Annotated in this window: 14 protein-coding genes; 9 read left to right on the top strand and 5 right to left on the bottom strand. The window is 59.3% G+C overall.

Annotated features, from left to right (window positions below; all coding sequences use genetic code 11):
* Positions 1-127: 127 nt before the first annotated feature.
* Positions 128-1,360 (bottom strand): DEAD/DEAH box helicase, encoded by a 1,233-nt coding sequence (locus tag P9L99_14765; GenBank protein MDP8224621.1) that lies wholly within the window; start codon positions 1,358-1,360, stop codon positions 128-130.
* Positions 1,361-1,631: 271 nt separating this feature from the next.
* Between P9L99_14765 and P9L99_14760 the strand changes: the two genes are divergently transcribed.
* The 8 genes from P9L99_14760 (at position 1,632) to typA (ending at position 9,697) form a co-directional block, all read left to right on the top strand.
* Positions 1,632-2,039, top strand: a complete 408-nt coding sequence (locus tag P9L99_14760) for a hypothetical protein (protein MDP8224620.1) — start codon at positions 1,632-1,634, stop codon at positions 2,037-2,039.
* A 12-nt stretch (positions 2,040-2,051) separates the two neighbouring features.
* Entirely contained in the window at positions 2,052-2,606 is a 555-nt protein-coding gene (locus P9L99_14755; protein ID MDP8224619.1) for a DUF1566 domain-containing protein, read from the top strand.
* Between the two features lie 71 nt (positions 2,607-2,677).
* Positions 2,678-3,328, top strand: coding sequence for a DUF1566 domain-containing protein (locus tag P9L99_14750; GenBank protein ID MDP8224618.1), 651 nt, complete (start codon positions 2,678-2,680; stop codon positions 3,326-3,328).
* Between the two features lie 56 nt (positions 3,329-3,384).
* Positions 3,385-3,942: a DUF1566 domain-containing protein gene (locus P9L99_14745; protein MDP8224617.1), complete on the top strand. Its 558-nt coding sequence runs from the start codon at positions 3,385-3,387 to the stop codon at positions 3,940-3,942.
* A 71-nt stretch (positions 3,943-4,013) separates the two neighbouring features.
* A complete protein-coding gene (locus tag P9L99_14740; protein MDP8224616.1) occupies positions 4,014-4,559 on the top strand; it encodes a DUF1566 domain-containing protein in 546 nt (181 codons plus the stop codon).
* Between the two features lie 685 nt (positions 4,560-5,244).
* A complete protein-coding gene (locus P9L99_14735) occupies positions 5,245-6,855 on the top strand; it encodes a hypothetical protein (GenBank protein ID MDP8224615.1) in 1,611 nt (536 codons plus the stop codon).
* A gap of 38 nt (positions 6,856-6,893) precedes the next feature.
* Complete coding sequence (locus P9L99_14730; GenBank protein ID MDP8224614.1) at positions 6,894-7,760, top strand: 4-vinyl reductase; 867 nt, start codon at positions 6,894-6,896, stop codon at positions 7,758-7,760.
* A gap of 98 nt (positions 7,761-7,858) precedes the next feature.
* The gene (gene typA, locus P9L99_14725; GenBank protein MDP8224613.1) at positions 7,859-9,697 is read left to right on the top strand and encodes a translational GTPase TypA; all 1,839 of its coding nucleotides are present in this window, start codon (positions 7,859-7,861) and stop codon (positions 9,695-9,697) included.
* A 51-nt stretch (positions 9,698-9,748) separates the two neighbouring features.
* Here typA and P9L99_14720 read toward each other — a convergent pair whose 3' ends face one another.
* Complete coding sequence (locus P9L99_14720; protein ID MDP8224612.1) at positions 9,749-10,687, bottom strand: ATP-binding protein; 939 nt, start codon at positions 10,685-10,687, stop codon at positions 9,749-9,751.
* A gap of 257 nt (positions 10,688-10,944) precedes the next feature.
* Between P9L99_14720 and carB the strand changes: the two genes are divergently transcribed.
* A complete protein-coding gene (carB, locus tag P9L99_14715) occupies positions 10,945-14,142 on the top strand; it encodes a carbamoyl-phosphate synthase large subunit (protein ID MDP8224611.1) in 3,198 nt (1,065 codons plus the stop codon).
* Positions 14,143-14,200: 58 nt separating this feature from the next.
* On the opposite strand, the gene P9L99_14710 is transcribed toward carB, so the two are convergent.
* The 3 genes from P9L99_14710 to P9L99_14700 all read right to left on the bottom strand — a co-directional run.
* Complete coding sequence (locus tag P9L99_14710) at positions 14,201-15,178, bottom strand: Gfo/Idh/MocA family oxidoreductase (GenBank protein ID MDP8224610.1); 978 nt, start codon at positions 15,176-15,178, stop codon at positions 14,201-14,203.
* A gap of 293 nt (positions 15,179-15,471) precedes the next feature.
* Positions 15,472-16,245, bottom strand: a complete 774-nt coding sequence (istB, locus tag P9L99_14705; GenBank protein ID MDP8224609.1) for an IS21-like element helper ATPase IstB — start codon at positions 16,243-16,245, stop codon at positions 15,472-15,474.
* The coding region (locus P9L99_14700; GenBank protein ID MDP8224608.1) for a hypothetical protein at positions 16,242-16,502 on the bottom strand (261 nt) is incomplete at its 5' end. The genes istB and P9L99_14700, both read right to left, overlap by 4 nt.

Here is a 16,502-nt window from a genome sequence, read left to right as displayed (position 1 = left end):
GAGCACGCCCGGCACAACCGCCTTGTCGACAAAAGGGTTTTCCACCTTGATCTCCTCCCATTGCCCAAACGCAGTTTGCCATTCGCTGGTGCAGATTAACACAACAACCGTTTAGGCGAAGGAGTGATCAGCGCCGGTTTGCGCGGCGTGGGGAATGGCGAATCCGCTTAGAGACGCTCGGGACGATGCGCTCGGGGACCTGCTCGCGCTCGGGCACCGACTGCAACCCACGGCTGCCCCGCGGTGTCTTGTGCACGCCAAGGCGTTGGCGAATCAGGCGCTCGATCGAGCTAAGCAGCCGGCGTTCCTCGCTATCGCAAAACGACAGCGCCACACCCGCAGCCCCGGCACGGCCGGTGCGGCCGATACGATGGACGTAGGATTCGGGCTCGTGGGGCAGATCGAAATTGACCACGTGGGTCACCTGGTCGATGTCCAATCCGCGCGAGGCAATGTCGGTAGCCACCAGCACGCGGGATTTGCCGCGCTTGAAATCGCCCAGGGCTTCTTCGCGTTTGTTCTGCGATTTGTTGCCGTGAATGGCGACCGCCTGGATGGAAGCGTGCCCCAGCTTACGAACAACCTTGTCCGCGCCGTGCTTGGTTTTGGTAAAGACCAGCACGCGGCTCATCGCCCCGTCGCCAAGCAGGCGCACGAGCAGATTGATTTTCTCCGTTCGCTCGACGAAATACACGGACTGGTCGATGCTCTCAACCGTCGTGGCGGCGGGCGCAACGTTCACTCTGACCGGCTTTTCCAGGATGCCTTTCGCCAATTGCAGGATGCTGGCCGATAACGTCGCGGAAAATAACAGTGTCTGCCGCTTTTTCGGAATCTTGGCGACGATGCGCCGGATGTCGTGAATGAACCCGATGTCCAGCATGCGGTCCGCTTCGTCCAGCACGAGGAACTCGACGCCGGATAGATCGACGTAGCCCTCGTTTATCAGGGCAAGCAAGCGACCGGGGGTCGCCACCAGGATGTCAATGCCGGCGCGGAGAGCGCGGGTTTGCCGATGCTGACTGACGCCGCCGAAAATGACGGTCGAACGGAAGCCCGTGCCCCGCCCGAAATCGACGAAACTTTGTTCAATCTGGGAGGCCAGTTCACGGGTTGGAGTAAGAGTGAGGACGCGAATCCGCCTTCTCCCACCGTTGGCTCTGGACTGGCTCAAGCGTTGAAGGATAGGCAGCGTAAAGGCCGCCGTCTTGCCGGTGCCGGTCTGGGCGCAACCCATGACGTCCTTGCCGTCCAGTACGTGGGGAATCGCCAATTCCTGAATTTTCGTCGGGGCCTCATACCCCTGGCGATAAATCGTTTTGAGTAAAGACTCGGAAAATCTGAATTTCTCGAAAAGCATACAACAATACCTATTTTGACCTTGATACGTCCAAGGTATACGGCAAACACAGCCTGCATCGACGATTATCTGGGGGTTTTTTGATTAGCCCAGAAGCGTGAGAACCCACGCTAATTCGCTGGAGGGTCGCTTGCGATCGGTGAATCTATACAGCGCGTTGACGTTTAAGTCAATGTAAAGGTTTGAAAGTTGCCCAGAAATGTGCCTCGCGCCCTCACGACGCCGGTAGCGGCTGAACCTGGCTGAGGAATGGGCGTCGTACACGATTTCGATGAAGCTGCGGTACATGCTCGATTTTGTGTTCGATAGAAAACAAGATGAGCGCGGTCTGTCCCCGTATTTCGTCGCCGGGCTATGGGTTGTCACTCCAACGGGTTTTGACTTCGGGTATCTGCCCGGCTTCGAGGAGCGCGAGGACGAGGTCAACTGGATGCTCAACGATTGGTTGGAGCAGGATGTCACGCCCTGGCGTAATGAAGGCTTTCTCGAATATTGGCAAGAAAGCCGGTCGCTATATCGCGGAACATTTGGAGAGATTGTGGAAATCGCGGAGTACGAGAACTCCGGCAAGTGCATCGAAGCTGTGTTGGAGGTGCTGATGGACCCTGGCAAAAAGAGATCCAGTCTTGACTTTCCAGGGGGGGGGAGGAATATGTGTAGCATTCAACCATTACAATAAATGGAGGGATCGATGAGAAAGTTCTATTTCTTGGCGCTCATGGCGATGCTGTTCCTTGGCTTGGGTCTACTGCTTTCCTGCGGCGACGATGATGACGATGACGATTCGGGCAGCGACGATGACGACGTATCGGGCGACACCTGGACCGATTCATCCTCGGGCTTGACGTGGCAGGTGACGCCATCGAGCGGTTACATGATGTGGGAAGACGCCATCGAATACTGCGAGAATTTGACGTTGGCGGGCGGCGGCTGGCATCTGCCAACCATTTCCGAACTTCGCACGTTGATTCGCGGCTGCGACGCCACGGTAACCGGCGGATCGTGCGGCGTGACGGATTCCTGCCTGGATTACGACTGCAAGGATGACTCATGCGGGTCCTGCATTGATGGCGAAGGACCTAACTTTGATGGTTGCTACGGGCCTTCAGAATTGCCGGGCGAGTGCGATTGGTATTGGTCGTCTTCGCCGGTCGCGGACGGCGACGACCTCGCGTGGGCCGTCAATTTTGACCTCGGCGATGTCTACGACGACTACGGCGGCAACTCCAAGCGTTGTGTGCGTTAGTCAGTCGACCGTGAAAATTGGTGATTTGGTGATTGGGTCATTGTGCGCCACGAAGGCGCGAGGAGGGAATGATGAGAAAGCTTTTTTTCTTGGTTCTCTTGGCGGTGCTGTTCCTTGGCTTGGGTCTACTGCTTTCCTGCGGCGACGATGACGACGACGACGACGATTCGGGCGGCGATGATGACGACTCCAGCAGCGATGACGACGCGGCTGATGACGACGCAACTGATGACGATGCTTCGGGGGACGACGATAGCGCGTCCGGCGACACGTGGACCGATCCATCATCCGGCCTGACCTGGCAGAATCCGCCGTCGAGCTACATGCAGTGGGATGAAGCGAAAACCTACTGCGAGAATTTGAGCTTTGACGGTCATGACGATTGGCGGTTGCCGACCATCAGTGAACTGCGTTCCCTGATTCGCGGGTGCGATGCGACCGAACTGGGCGGATCGTGCGGTGTGACGGACTCCTGCCTGGATTCAACTACTTGCTTGAACGATCCATGCTGGGGCTGTGATTATCTGGAGGGTCCCGGCGACGGCGGCGCCTATTGGCCTGAAGGAATGACCGGTGAAATCTCTTGGCATTGGTCGTCTTCGCCTGTCGCGGACGTCGACTACGGCGCGTGGGCCGTCAAGTTCGGCTGCGGCCGCGTCGACAACCGCAGTACCGACTACTACTACGAGCTCCCCTACTTCGCGCGTTGTGTCCGTCCTTAGACCGTGATTTTCGGTGATTTAGTTCTTAGACGCGCCGAAAGCGCGAGGAGGGAATGATGAGAAATCTTTATTTCTTGGTTCTCTTGGCGGTGCTGTTCCTTGGCTTGGGTCTACTGCTTTCCTGCGGCGACGATGATGACGATGACGACACCGGCGGTGATGATGACGATGACGACGCCACGGGCGACACCTGGACCGATTCATCCTCGGGCTTGACGTGGCAGGTGACGCCAGCGAGCGTTCCCATGTATTGGGAAGACGCCATCGAATACTGCGAGAATTTGACGTTGGCGGGCGGCGGCTGGCATCTGCCGACCATTTCCGACCTTCGCACGTTGATTCGCGGCTGCGACGCTACGGTAACCGGCGGCTCGTGCGGCGTGACGGATTCCTGCCTGGATTACGACTGCGAGGATGACTCATGCGGGTCCTGCGATTATGACGACGGACCTAACAATGGTTGCTACGGGCCTTCAGAATTGCCGGGCGAGTGCTTTTGCTATTTGTCGTCTTCGCCGGTCGCGGACGACGGCGACTACGCGTGGCTCGTCCATTTTAACTACGGCAGTGTCTACAGCGCCGGGCACTACACCTACGCGCGCTGTGTGCGATAGTCAGTCGACCGTGAAAATTGGTGATTTGGTGATTGGGTCATTGTGCGCCACGAAAGCGCGAGGAGGGAATGATGAGAAAGCTTTATTTCTTGGTTCTCTTGGCGGTGCTGTTCCTTGGCTTGGGTCTACTGCTTTCCTGCGGCGACGATGATGACGACGACGATTCGGGCGGAAGCGATGATGACGATGCCGGCGGCGACTTGACGTGGCAGGACCCGCCGTCGAGCGATTACATGACCTGGGAAAACGCGAAGATCTACTGCGCGAATTTGAGCTTTGACGGCCACGACGATTGGCGGCTGCCGACCATCAGTGAACTGCGGTCGCTGATTCGCGGGTGCCCCGCGACCGAACTGGGTGGCTCGTGCGGCGTGACTGACGGTTGCACGAATGTCAGTGACTGTTGGAACGATGCATGCTCTGGCTGTGATTACCTGGAGGGTCCCGGATCGGGTGGGGCTTATTGGCCGGATGGAATGTCCGGTGGTATCGCTTGGTATTGGTCGTCTTCGCCGGTCGCGGACCTCGGCGACGGCGCGTTCGGCGTCGATTTCTACGACGGCTACGTCGAGGGCAGCTACATCGGCTTCGACGACCACGCGCGTTGTGTCCGTTAGTCAGTCGACCGTGAAGATTGGTAATTTGGTTCTTCGGTCCTTTGGTTCTTAAACGCGCCGAAGGCGCATCCGAAAATTTTTGAATGGCGAAATACGATCACCTGCCGATCAACATCCTGCCTTCATGAAATAGTTGTTGGCCTATCTGGAAAAGCTTGCTGCCGCCCGGTTTTACGGGTCGGTAACCTTATCTTTCCAGAACGGCAAGCTGAGCAACATCAAGGTCAAGCGGAGCCTGAAGCCGACCGACCTGTGACAATCGCATAGACCTTCGGGGTCGTCGAAACCATCGAGCCCCGGTGAAGTTGGGTTGAAACACGCCCGGCTCCTGGTGCTTCCGGAACCATTCCTTGAGCTTCACAAAAGCAATGGGACGGGCTTATCCGGGTCTTCAGCCCCCTCTTGGTGTCATCGAGATCGCTTTCTCGGGGCAGACCGCCTCGCATAGCCCGCATCCATAACAACGGGCGGAATCAACGGTCAAAATGCGCTTCCCGTTTTCGGTGACGATACGGCGGTCGGTGGTTTTTCGTTTCGAAAAAGGGCAAAATGCCCGCCAAGGAAACGAATTCGGAGACGCTTTGTTCGCATGCAAGGCGTCGGTCGGACATCAAGGATTTGCGGCACGGTTTTCTGTTTTCCGCAATCGCAGCAACCCGGAAATTAATACAAGGGAGTCACCTGGATGAAATTCAGCCTAGTCAGATACTCACTGCTTCTTTTGCTTTTCGTTTTGTTGCTGCTCAACCTACCTGCTTGCGGTGACGATGATGACGATAACGATGACAACGACGTTAACGACGACACAACCGATGACGACGACGACTCCGCCGGTGACGACGATAACGACGATGACGACACAATCGGTGACGACGACGATGATGATGACACAACTCAACCGCCGGTCTGGCCCAACGAAGTTGACTGCTTCGACGAAAACGGCATCAAGCCCGAAGTGGATATCTGCCAGTATTACGCCACCGATTTCGTCGGCCGCGACATCCAAAAACCGGATCAGGAACTGATCACCGCATTGTTTCCCGACGGTTTCGAGTATGACGAAAACCATTACTGGGACGACCTGGTTCGCGGCACGGACCTGGGCAATAACACTCGCGTGGGCGGCGCGACCTACTACTTCTTCGGCGATACCCACCCGGTCCTGCAGAGTCACCAAACCAGCGGTCCCATGGTCGGCGTGCCCTGGGGCGTGGACACCGACAGCGACTACGTTATCGACACGATCGCCGGACACGACGAGGGCATTTACCACTACTACACGGTCACCGAGTTCACCGCGTTCGACGACAATGACGACCCGACGACGCTGCTCAATCAGGCCGAGCGCGACCTCATCTTCCCGGGCGGCCAACCGGGCTTGACCGAAGTTCCCTTCTTCGTGCCTACCGGTTTAGCCGCGACCGAGGAAGCGATTTACTACTGGTACGGCAAGTACATCAGCAACACCGACTGCGACCAATCCCACGTACTCAAATACGACGTGGGCGCGGACAAATGGAGTTACCTCGCTCCCTTCGCCAATCAGAAATTCATCCAGGTGAACGGGATCCCGGTTACACCGGACGATTTCGCCGATACCGGTCAATGCAAACCGCCCTTCGAAAACGACGACGAACAGGGCTTCATCCTTTACGGCAGCGGACGCCCGGTCGCCAACTCCGTCAGCTTCGACGACGCCACGCCGGATAACGGCAGCTATTGCCGAACCGGCTCGCAGATCAGTTACCGCATCAGCGGACTCTACCTGGCCTACGTGCGCGAGGCGGACCTAAGCGATTCCACCGTCGCCGCCAAGACTTACTACTGGGTCGGCCCAGACGCAGGTTGCTGGAAGCAAGGCGGCGTGTTTGACGCGCTGGCGATCGACACGAAACTGGAGTGGGGAGAGTTTTCGGTAAAACGCATTCCCAACACGCCCTATCTGATGTTCGCGCACAGCTTCGTGGATCAGGATGCGGCGCAGTTCCTGATCGATCACCCCGAATACCGCGGGCATTTCGTGGCCGAGTTGGGCGTCAACGTGGCCGACATCGCCGAGCCTTGGCAGGTGAGTGACAAACTCGGCGCCGATGCCTACGGCTACGGCAATTACGTGATCGACGAGTCCATCGACCTCGTGCCCGAGTTGAAAATCGACGGCGAAGTCGTCGAGGACAACGTCTTGATGTTCACCCGGGTCGTCTCGACCTGGAAGGGCCAGAGCAACTTTGCCGAGTACGGCACGGCGTTGATTTGGTCGCTGCTCGATTTCGACGAATTGCTCAGCCTGCTGTGAGGGACTGAAAACCAAACCTCATTCGTGGCGCCCCCGGCATGAAGCAAACGCGCCGGGGGCGCGACAATGTAAGCGACGTGGTCCGCGGCCGGTTTATCGAATACGTCAACAAAAACAGTGACAACCGGCACCTGGGACCAGATAGGAATGATAAGTTGGAGCAACAGCAACGTCGGCAAATGATCTGGATGAACCGCGGCATGGGCTTTCTGGAACGGCATCCTTTGCTCGTGCGCATCCTATTGCGTCCCTTGGCCAACGCGCCTTGGCTGTCAAGAAAGCTGCCGGTGCTGTTTCGCGCGTTCATGGGTGCCACGGCGTTCGAGATTCACGACGTGGACAAAACCGGCGGCCGGATCGGTATCGGCGGCGTTCAGGAGATCATGGCCGGCTCGAAAATCATCCATCTGCTGCACACCACCCTGGCCGCCTCCATGGGGCCGGAGAAAAAAGCCCAAACCCTCTACGAAATGGGCAAAGCGCTTTGCCGGTGGGAAGTGAGCCAGGCGCTGGAGCAAGGCAGATGGGCACCCGCGCCCCTGGTCCCGCTGATGGTCCACGGACAGATCCTGGAACAGATTCAACAGGACCCGGTGACAGCCGAGTTCTTCGGCAACGTCATTCGAACCATGTCCAAGCTGATCACCGATGAGGGCGGATGGGGCCATTTGACCTTCGACTTCTCTGCTTTCCCTTTGAAGGTCATGCTCGACAACTCTCAGGAAGCGGCGTGGCTTGGGCCGTCAAGTGAGCCGACGTGTTCGTTTTATTCAGGGATCGTGGCCGGGTATGCCAGCACAATCTCCGGGCAGGAACTGGAAGCGAAAGAGGTGGCCTGCAAAGCCATGGGCGACCCGCAGTGCGTGTTCGAACTCGTCCGAAAAAACGAGGAGCCCGTCCACTAGAACGATCGCAAAACGAGCTTAACAGAAAATTATTCGCTTGACCGGAGCCCCACAAGAGACTACCCATATCGCTTGCTTTGACCGGAAAGACGAAGGAAATGCACAAAACAGCGGAACGAAAACAAGAAAACATAAGAAATATCGCTATCATCGCGCACGTGGACCACGGCAAGACCACGTTGGTGGACAAGATGCTCGCGCAGTCCGGGTCCTTCCGGCGCGGCGAGGCGGATATCGACCAAGCTATGGACTCCGGGGACCTGGAACGAGAGCGCGGTATCACTATTCGGTCCAAGTGCACGTCGCTGGACTACGAGGGTTTTCACATCAACGTGGTCGATACGCCGGGGCACGCCGATTTCGGCGGCGAGGTCGAACGGGTGATGCGGATGGTCGATGCCGCGTTGATCCTGGTTGACGCATTCGAAGGCCCCATGCCCCAGACCCGGTTCGTCACCAAGAAGGCGCTGGCCCGGGGGCTAACACCCATCGTAGTGATCAACAAGATCGACCGGCCCGGCTGCGACCCCCTGGCCGCGGCCGACGCGGTGCTCGACCTGTTCATCTCCCTGGACGCCACCGAACAGCAGTGCGACTTCCCCATCGTGTACGCATCGGCCAAACACGGATACGCCGTCGACGCAATCGGCGACGAGCCGAAAGACCTGACGCCGCTTTTCAGGGCCATTTGCGACAAGGTTTCGCCCCCGGACGTGGACCGGAGCGCCACTCCCGCTTTCCAGGTGTCCACCTTCAGCCACGATGAATACCTGGGCAACATGGCCATCGGGCGCGTCGAGTCCGGCACCTTTCACGCCGGCGAGCGGGCGTTGCTTGTACACCGGGACGACACCACCGAGGAGTTCCGGATCAATAACGTGCTCGGGTTCCGCGGGCTGCACCGGTTCGAGATGCCGCTGGCCTCGGCCGGAGATATCGTCGCGCTGACCGGCATGAGCGAACTGAACGTGGGCGAAACCGTCACGTCGATTGAAAACCCCATCAGGCTGCCGCTGCTTAAGGTCGATGCGCCCACCGTAAGTATGGCCTTTATGACCAACACGTCGCCCAACGCCGGCCGGGAAGGCAAGTTCATTACCAGCGCCAAGATCGCTGAACGGCTGGCGTTGGAGAAGAAATCCAACGTCTCGCTTCGGGTGGAGCCTACCGACTCGCCGGACACGTTTATGGTCAGCGGGCGCGGTGAACTACACTTGTCGGTGCTGATCGAAACCATGCGCCGTGAAAGCTACGAGTTCATGGTTTCCCGTCCCAAAGTGGTCAAGCGCGAGGATGAAAACGGCCGCCTTCAAGAACCCTACGAAATGGTGATCGTGGACATCGAGACCCAGCACACCGGCACGGTCATCGAATCGCTTAACCAGCGTTTCGGACGCATCACCAACATGCGGGAAGTGGTCAAGGGGCGGTCCCGGATCGAGTTCGTGATCCCTACCCGCGGCCTGATCGGCTATCGATCCAAATTCTTGACTGAAACCCGTGGTACCGGTGTACTCAACGCCGTATTCGACAGCTACGGACCCGAAACCGGCGAGATCAAGGGCCGGCCCAACGGTGTGCTGATCGTGCTGGAGCCATGCACTACCGTGACCTTCGCTCTTTGGAAGCTCGAAGATCGCGGCGTGTTTTTCCTGGGACCCGGCGAGAAGGTCTATGCGGGGCAGATCATCGGGATGCACACGCGGTCCAACGACTTGGTCGTCAACCCCGGTAAAGCCAAGAAGCTGACCAACATGCGCGCCTCCGGCAGCGACGAAAAGTCGGTTCTCAAGCCGCACAAGAATCTGAGCATCGAGGAAGCCATCGAGTTTATCAACGACGACGAACTCGTGGAGTTCACGCCGAAATCCATCCGGCTGCGCAAGCGGACATTGGGCCACACGGACCGCAAACGGACCGAGTTAAGGCCGGAATAATTCCTTAGCGATAAATCGACACACCACTCCCAACGCGCGAGCGGATCCCGGCTAGATAAACTCGACAGTGGCCGGCGGTTTGGGCGTCAGGTCGTACAGAACCCGAACGCACCCCGGCACCTCGGCGGTCAGTCGCTTGGCGAGTCGATTCATTTTCGGCCACGAAAGTTGGGTGGGCTTCGCCTTCCGCGCGTCGAGGCTGTCGATGCAACGCACGACGATGATGTCCCCGAAATGCCGGGCGTAATCCTTCATTCCCGTGGCTTGATCGGACATCAGCACCGCCAGGTACTGGAAAGCCCGCGTGCTTTTCAGCTCTTCCTCGACGATGGTCGTCGCCTGGCGGACCTTAGCCACGCGCTCGGGCGTGACCTCACCGATCACGCGGGCGGCCAAGGCCGGGCCCGGGAACGGGATCCGGCTCGCGATTTCGCGCGGGAGTTTCAAGGCGCGCGCCAACGCTCGGACACCGTCCTTACGCAAATCGATCAGCGGCTCGATCACGTTGTATCCGTATTCCCGCACGGGATCGATCCCGACTTGCGCAAGCACGTTGTGCTGACGTTTGATCCCGGCGACGGTTTCGTCGATATCGGTGAGAATCGTTCCCTGCAAAACGTGCTTGATTCCCTTTTCGCGAACGTACCTGGCAAAGACTTGGGCGTAGAACGTATCGGTGATGGCTTGACGTTTGATCTCGGGATCGGTTTTGCCCTCGAGCGCGGCGAAGAACTCCGCCCGCGCGTCGAGGATTCTGACGCGAATCCCCAGAGGGGCGAAGATTGCCTTGACGCGTTTGGGCTCGCCCTCCCGCATCAGGCCGTTCTCCACCATGAGCACGGTCAGCTTCTTGCCCAAGGCCAAGTGCCCCAGCAGCGCGACGACGGAAGAATCCACGCCGCCCGACATCGCCATCAGCGCCTTATCCTTGCCGACCTCATTCCGGATTGCCTCAACTTTTGCCGCGATCATCTTTGCATAGCTCGCCATCGAACTCTCCTCGTGAATAGCTGGGGACTGTTTCACCGACTTGCGCCTCCGGCCGACCGGTTGCCGAGTTCAGCGGGGCGTCGAATCTTAACTATCACACGCCCCGCCCGCTGACAATTCGCGGAAAAAGGTGTTGCTTGACGCGAGGCCGGATTCTCCCTAGTCTTATTTGGCCGTTGCGTGTGCGACGGCTTTCTTCCATCCGCGATCAACTAGGTCATACGACGCGACACCGTTTCGATACCTGAGAGGTGCCTATGCCACGACGCGACGACATCACCAAGATTCTGATTATCGGGTCCGGTCCGATCGTCATCGGACAAGCGTGCGAATTCGATTACTCCGGAACGCAGGCCTGCAAGGCGCTGCGGCAACTCGGCTACCAGATCGTTCTGGTCAACTCGAACCCGGCCACGATCATGACCGACCCCGGAATCGCCGACGCCACCTACATCGAACCCCTGACGGTCGAAAGCCTCGAACGGATTATCGCGGCGGAACGACCCGATGCGGTTTTGCCTAACCTCGGCGGACAGACCGGATTGAACCTGACGGCCTCGCTGCATGAACACGGCGTGCTCGACAAGTACGGTGTCCGGATCATCGGCGTGACAGCCGATGCAATCGAGCGCGGCGAGGACCGCGTCGCGTTCAAGCGCACGATGGATGCGCTCGGCGTGGAGATGCCCCGCAGCGAAGCGACCACCTCGGTCGAGGGCGCTGAGGCCATTGCCGCCACCCTGGGCTATCCGGTGGTGGTCCGGCCCGCCTACACCCTTGGCGGTACCGGCGGCGGGCTGGTCTTCAACGTACAGGAACTCCAGATCATCGCGGCGCGCGGCATCGCCGCCAGCCTGGTCGGGCAGATCCTGATCGAAGAATCGGTGCTCGGCTGGGAGGAACTCGAACTCGAGGTCGTGCGCGACGCCAAAAACAACATGATCACCGTCTGTTTCATCGAGAACGTCGACGCGATGGGCGTGCACACGGGCGACAGCTTCTGCACCGCGCCCATGCTGACGATCAGCCAAGAACTGCAACAACGGCTCCAGGACATCTCCTATCGGATCGTCGAGGCCATCGGCGTCATCGGCGGCACAAACGTCCAGTTCGCGCACGATCCCCAAACAGATCGGGTGGTCGTCATCGAGATCAACCCCCGCACCTCCCGGTCCTCCGCGCTGGCCTCCAAGGCGACGGGGTTCCCGATCGCCCTGATTTCCTCCAAGCTCGCCGCCGGTTTGACCTTGGACGAGATTCCGTACTGGCGCTCCGGATCCCTCGACCGCTACGAGCCCTCCGGCGACTACGTGGTCGTCAAGTTCGCCCGCTGGACGTTCGAGAAGTTCGCCGGCGCGATCGACCGCCTTGGCACCCAAATGCGCGCGGTCGGCGAAGTGATGAGCATCGGAAAGACCTACAAGGAGGCGCTCCAAAAAGCCATTCGCTCCCTGGAAATCGGCCGCCACGGTCTGGGTTTCGCCCGCGATTTCAACCTGCTGCCGCCGGAAGAATTGCGCAAGCGCCTGGTGGAGCCGTCATCCGAACGCCAGTTCCTGATGTACGAGGCGTTGCGCAAGGGAATTTTGGTCGACGAACTTCACCGGATCACCCACATCAAGGTGTGGTTCATTCAGCAAATGAAGGAACTGGTTGAACTCGAGGAGGAGATCCTTGCGTGCCCCGCCGGACAATTGCCCGACGAGTTGCTGATTCGGGCGAAGAAAGACGGCTTCGCGGACAAATACCTGGCCAAGCTCCTGGACGTCCCCGAGGCGGAAATCCGGACACGCCGGTTGGCGCTGGGCGCCCGGCATGGTTGGTGCCCCGTGCCCGTCAGCGGCGCCGACGCCAGTTACTACTATTCGACTTACAACGCGCCGGATGCCGTGCCCACCACGGACCGGCGGAAGATCATGATCCTGGGCGGCGGCCCCAACCGCATTGGACAAGGGATTGAGTTCGACTACACGTGCGTTCACGCCGCGCTGGCCATTCGGGAACTCGGCTTCGAGACGATCATGGTCAACTGCAACCCCGAGACCGTCTCCACCGACTACGACACGTCCGACAAGCTTTACTTCGAGCCGGTGACCTTGGAAGACGTCCTGGCCATCTACGAGAAGGAACAGCCGGAGGGCATCATCGTCCAGTTCGGCGGTCAAACACCGCTTAACGTCGCTGCACAACTCGAAGCGGCCGGCGTCAAAATCCTCGGCACCTCCGTGAACAGCATCGATCTGGCCGAGGACCGGCAACGTTTCGGAGAAGTAGTCCGGAAGCTCACCATCCCCGCCCCGGAGTTCGGCTCCGCCAGCTCGCTTCCCGAAGCCCTGGAGATCGCGGCGCGCGTCGGTTACCCGTTGGTCGTGCGCCCCTCGTACGTGTTGGGCGGACGCGGCATGGAAATCGTGTACGACCAGGAAACGCTCACCAAATACGTCAACGCGGCGGTGGAGATCACCCCCGAAAAACCGATGCTGATCGACAAGTTCCTCGAAGATGCGCTCGAATGCGAGGCGGACGCGGTCGCGGACGGCAACGACGCCTTCGTCCCCGCGATCATGGAGCACATCGAATTGGCCGGTATCCACTCCGGCGACAGCGCCTGCGTCATCCCGCCCGTCGGCATTTCCGAAGAGCACGCGGCCGAAATCGAGCTATACACCAAGCGCATCGCCAACGAACTGCAGGTTGTCGGCCTGCTCAACATCCAGTACGCCATCCATCAGGGCACCGTCTACATCCTGGAAGCCAATCCGCGCGCTTCGCGGACCGTGCCTTTGGTTTCAAAAGTCACCGGCGTGTCGATGGCGCGCATGGCCGCCCAAATCGTTGCAGGCAAAACCCTGGCGGATCTCGATACTCACCGACGCAAATTCCCCCATTTCGGCGTCAAAGAAACGGTGTTCCCCTTCAACATGTTCCCCGAAGTCGACCCCATTCTCGGCCCCGAAATGCGCTCCACCGGCGAGGTTCTCGGCCTGGCCGATTCCTTTGCGCTCGCTTTTTACAAAGCGCAGATCGCCGCGGGATTCCCGCCGCCGTTGGAGGGCGCAGCGTTGATCACTGTGGCGAGTGGAGATAAAACACGCGCGCTGCCTGCCGCACGGGATCTTGCGGATATGGGTTTCAAGATTCTCGCAACCGAAGGCACGGCGAAATTCCTCAGGGAAAACGGCATCGAATGCGAGCACGTGCGCAAGACGCACGAAGGCCGTCCGCATCTCCTGGACGCGTTGGTCAACGGCAAAATTCAATTGGTGATCAACACGCCGGTCGGCAAAGAGAGCGTCTACGACGACAGCTACATCCGCAAGGCGGCCATCCGTTACCGCATTCCGTATTACACCACGACGGCCGCCGGCCGCGCCGCCGCTCGCGGCATTCGCGCCGCCCGTGAGGGTCTGGTGGAGGTTCGGTCGCTGCAATCGCACAACGCCGACGTCACCTGACCCGGCGCGTCCCGGAGACCGACAAGTTGATGGAGTGAAGTAGCCCTGTTGCCGGACTTCAGGTCAGGGTCACGCTCCGGCCGGTCGCGGCGGACGCAAACAGCGCGTCGATCACCGCCATATTGTTCACGGAGTCGTCTAGTTGCCACGCAAAGGGCTTTCCCCCTGTGACCGCATCCACGAACTGTTCGACCTGAAGTTGATAGGGATCAGCGCCGGGGACCGTGAAGGTTTCATCCGGTTGGCCCCACCGGCGGACAAGCAGTTCCGCCTTTTCCTCACCGGGGTGCCAGGGGCTGGGAAGAACAATCGACCCCGTGGTCCCGGCGATTTCCGCGCGGTGACGCTCGGCCCCCGCAATGCCGGTTTCGAAATGGGCGAGGATTTCGTTCGGGAAAGCCAGCAACCCCACCATCGTTTCGTCCACCTCCCGGCGAATCTCGAAGGCGGAGACGCGGGCCGGTTCGCACCCGGCTACCCAGCGCGCCAGGTGAACGCAATAACACCCCACGTCCATCAACGCCCCGCCCGCCAACGGAGCGGACGCCGAGATTGAAGTGGGATCGTCGAGGAAAAAAGTGAACTGAGCCTCGATCGTCGTCACCTCACCGATGACGCCGGAGCCAATGAGTTTGAAAACCTCTTGGTAAATCGGGTGGTGCCGGTACATGAAGCCTTCGGCAACCGGCACAGCGGCCCGCTCGGCGGCATCGCGAATCTCTTGAGCTTGGGCGGCGTTCGTGGCCAGCGGCTTTTCGCACAACACCGGCTTGCCGGCCGCTATGGCAACGAGGGTCCACTCGTGGTGAAGGCTGTTGGGCAGCGGAACGTACACGCCGTCGATGCTATCGGACGCAATCAGGTCGCCGTAGGAACCGTACGTCTCGGGGATATCTCGAGCCGCGGCCCATTGCTTCGCCCGGCCGATGTCCCGGCCGGCAGCCGCTTGGACCCGGCAATTGGAACTGTTGTTTACCGCACGGATGAAGACATCGGCGATATCCGCTGTGCCCAAAATTCCCCATCGAAACGTCATGGAAGGGCTCCTGTCGAAAAGCTGTTCCGTTCTCTCATTTAGTCGTCCATACGCGGCGAAAATGGACCGTATCACTCAACGCGAGAGGCTCGCAACCGGGAAAGAAAGGAAATGTAAGCGCCGGTCGAAAAGTGAAGCACATGGCGGTTGAAAAGTGCAACACCTGAATCAAGGTTAGTGTTTCCTCTCTTGTTCTGTCAATGCACAGTTTCAATGAGCGTATTCAAGCACTTCCAGGCAGCTCCCCTAGGGGAGCTGGTAGTTATTTTGAGTTTGTGTGCCTGTTCGTTGTTTCATTGCGGCTTTCCAACTCGTCGTTTCTTTGCGTCTTTGAGTCGGTAGCTTTCGCCGGTCATTTCGATGATGTGACACCTGTGCGTCAGCCGATCGAGCACCGCGCCGGTGAGCCTTTCCGATCCCAGCACCTCGGTCCAGTTCTCGAAGGGCAGATTCGTGGTCACGACGATGCTCGTTCGTTCATAGGCCGAGCTAATGATATCAAACAGCAGCTCCGCCCCGACCTTGGATGCGGGCACGTAGCCCAGCTCATCCAGCACCAGCAGGTCGAGCTTGGCCAGCCGGGCGCGCAGCCGCGCCAGTTGCCGATCCTCGCGGGCCTCCATCAGCGTGGTGATCAGCTCGGTCACGCGCCAGAAACGCACCTTCTTGCCCCTGGCGCATGCCTCCATCCCCAGCTCCGTGGCCAAGTGGGTCTTGCCCGTGCCGGGGTTGCCCATCATCAGGATGTTTTCGCGCTTGTCGATGTATTCGCAGCGCAGCAGCTCGGAAACCAGCACCTTGTTTACCGAGGGCTGCGCTCCAAAATCAAATGTGTCCAGTGTCTTTTGATTTGGAAACCGTGCGGCCTTGAGTCTTCGCTCCGCGGCTTTGCGCTCCCGTTCCAAAAGCTCCAGCTCGCACAGTTGAAGCAGAAAGCCGAGGTGATCGACGTTCTCCTTCGCGCAACGGGCGGCCGTTTTCTCGCACTCGGCAAACATGGTCGGCATCTTCAGCGCCTTGAGGTGGTGGGCCAGCAGCACCGTGCTTTTCGTCTCGATTTTCTTCATCGGATGCCCTCCGTCAGACCTTGATAAGCCGTCAGGTCCACACCCGGTACGCGCACCGATTTAAGATGCGGATGGCCGTCCAGACAAAACAGAGCGATCGGCTCCTGCCTGCGATGCTCCAGGATCAGCTTGATCGCGTCCACGCTGGTCGCGCCGATCAAAAGAGCCTGCTCGATCGCACCTGCCAGTTGCCCGACCGTGGCCGATTCCAAAAGCCGCAGCACTCTGATGTACTCGCGGACGCCCTTGTCTTCCAT

The sequence above is a fragment of the Candidatus Lernaella stagnicola genome (assembly GCA_030765525.1).
Classification (GTDB): Bacteria; Lernaellota; Lernaellaia; order Lernaellales; family Lernaellaceae; genus Lernaella; species Lernaella stagnicola.
This window is presented reverse-complemented; position numbering and strand designations above follow the sequence as displayed.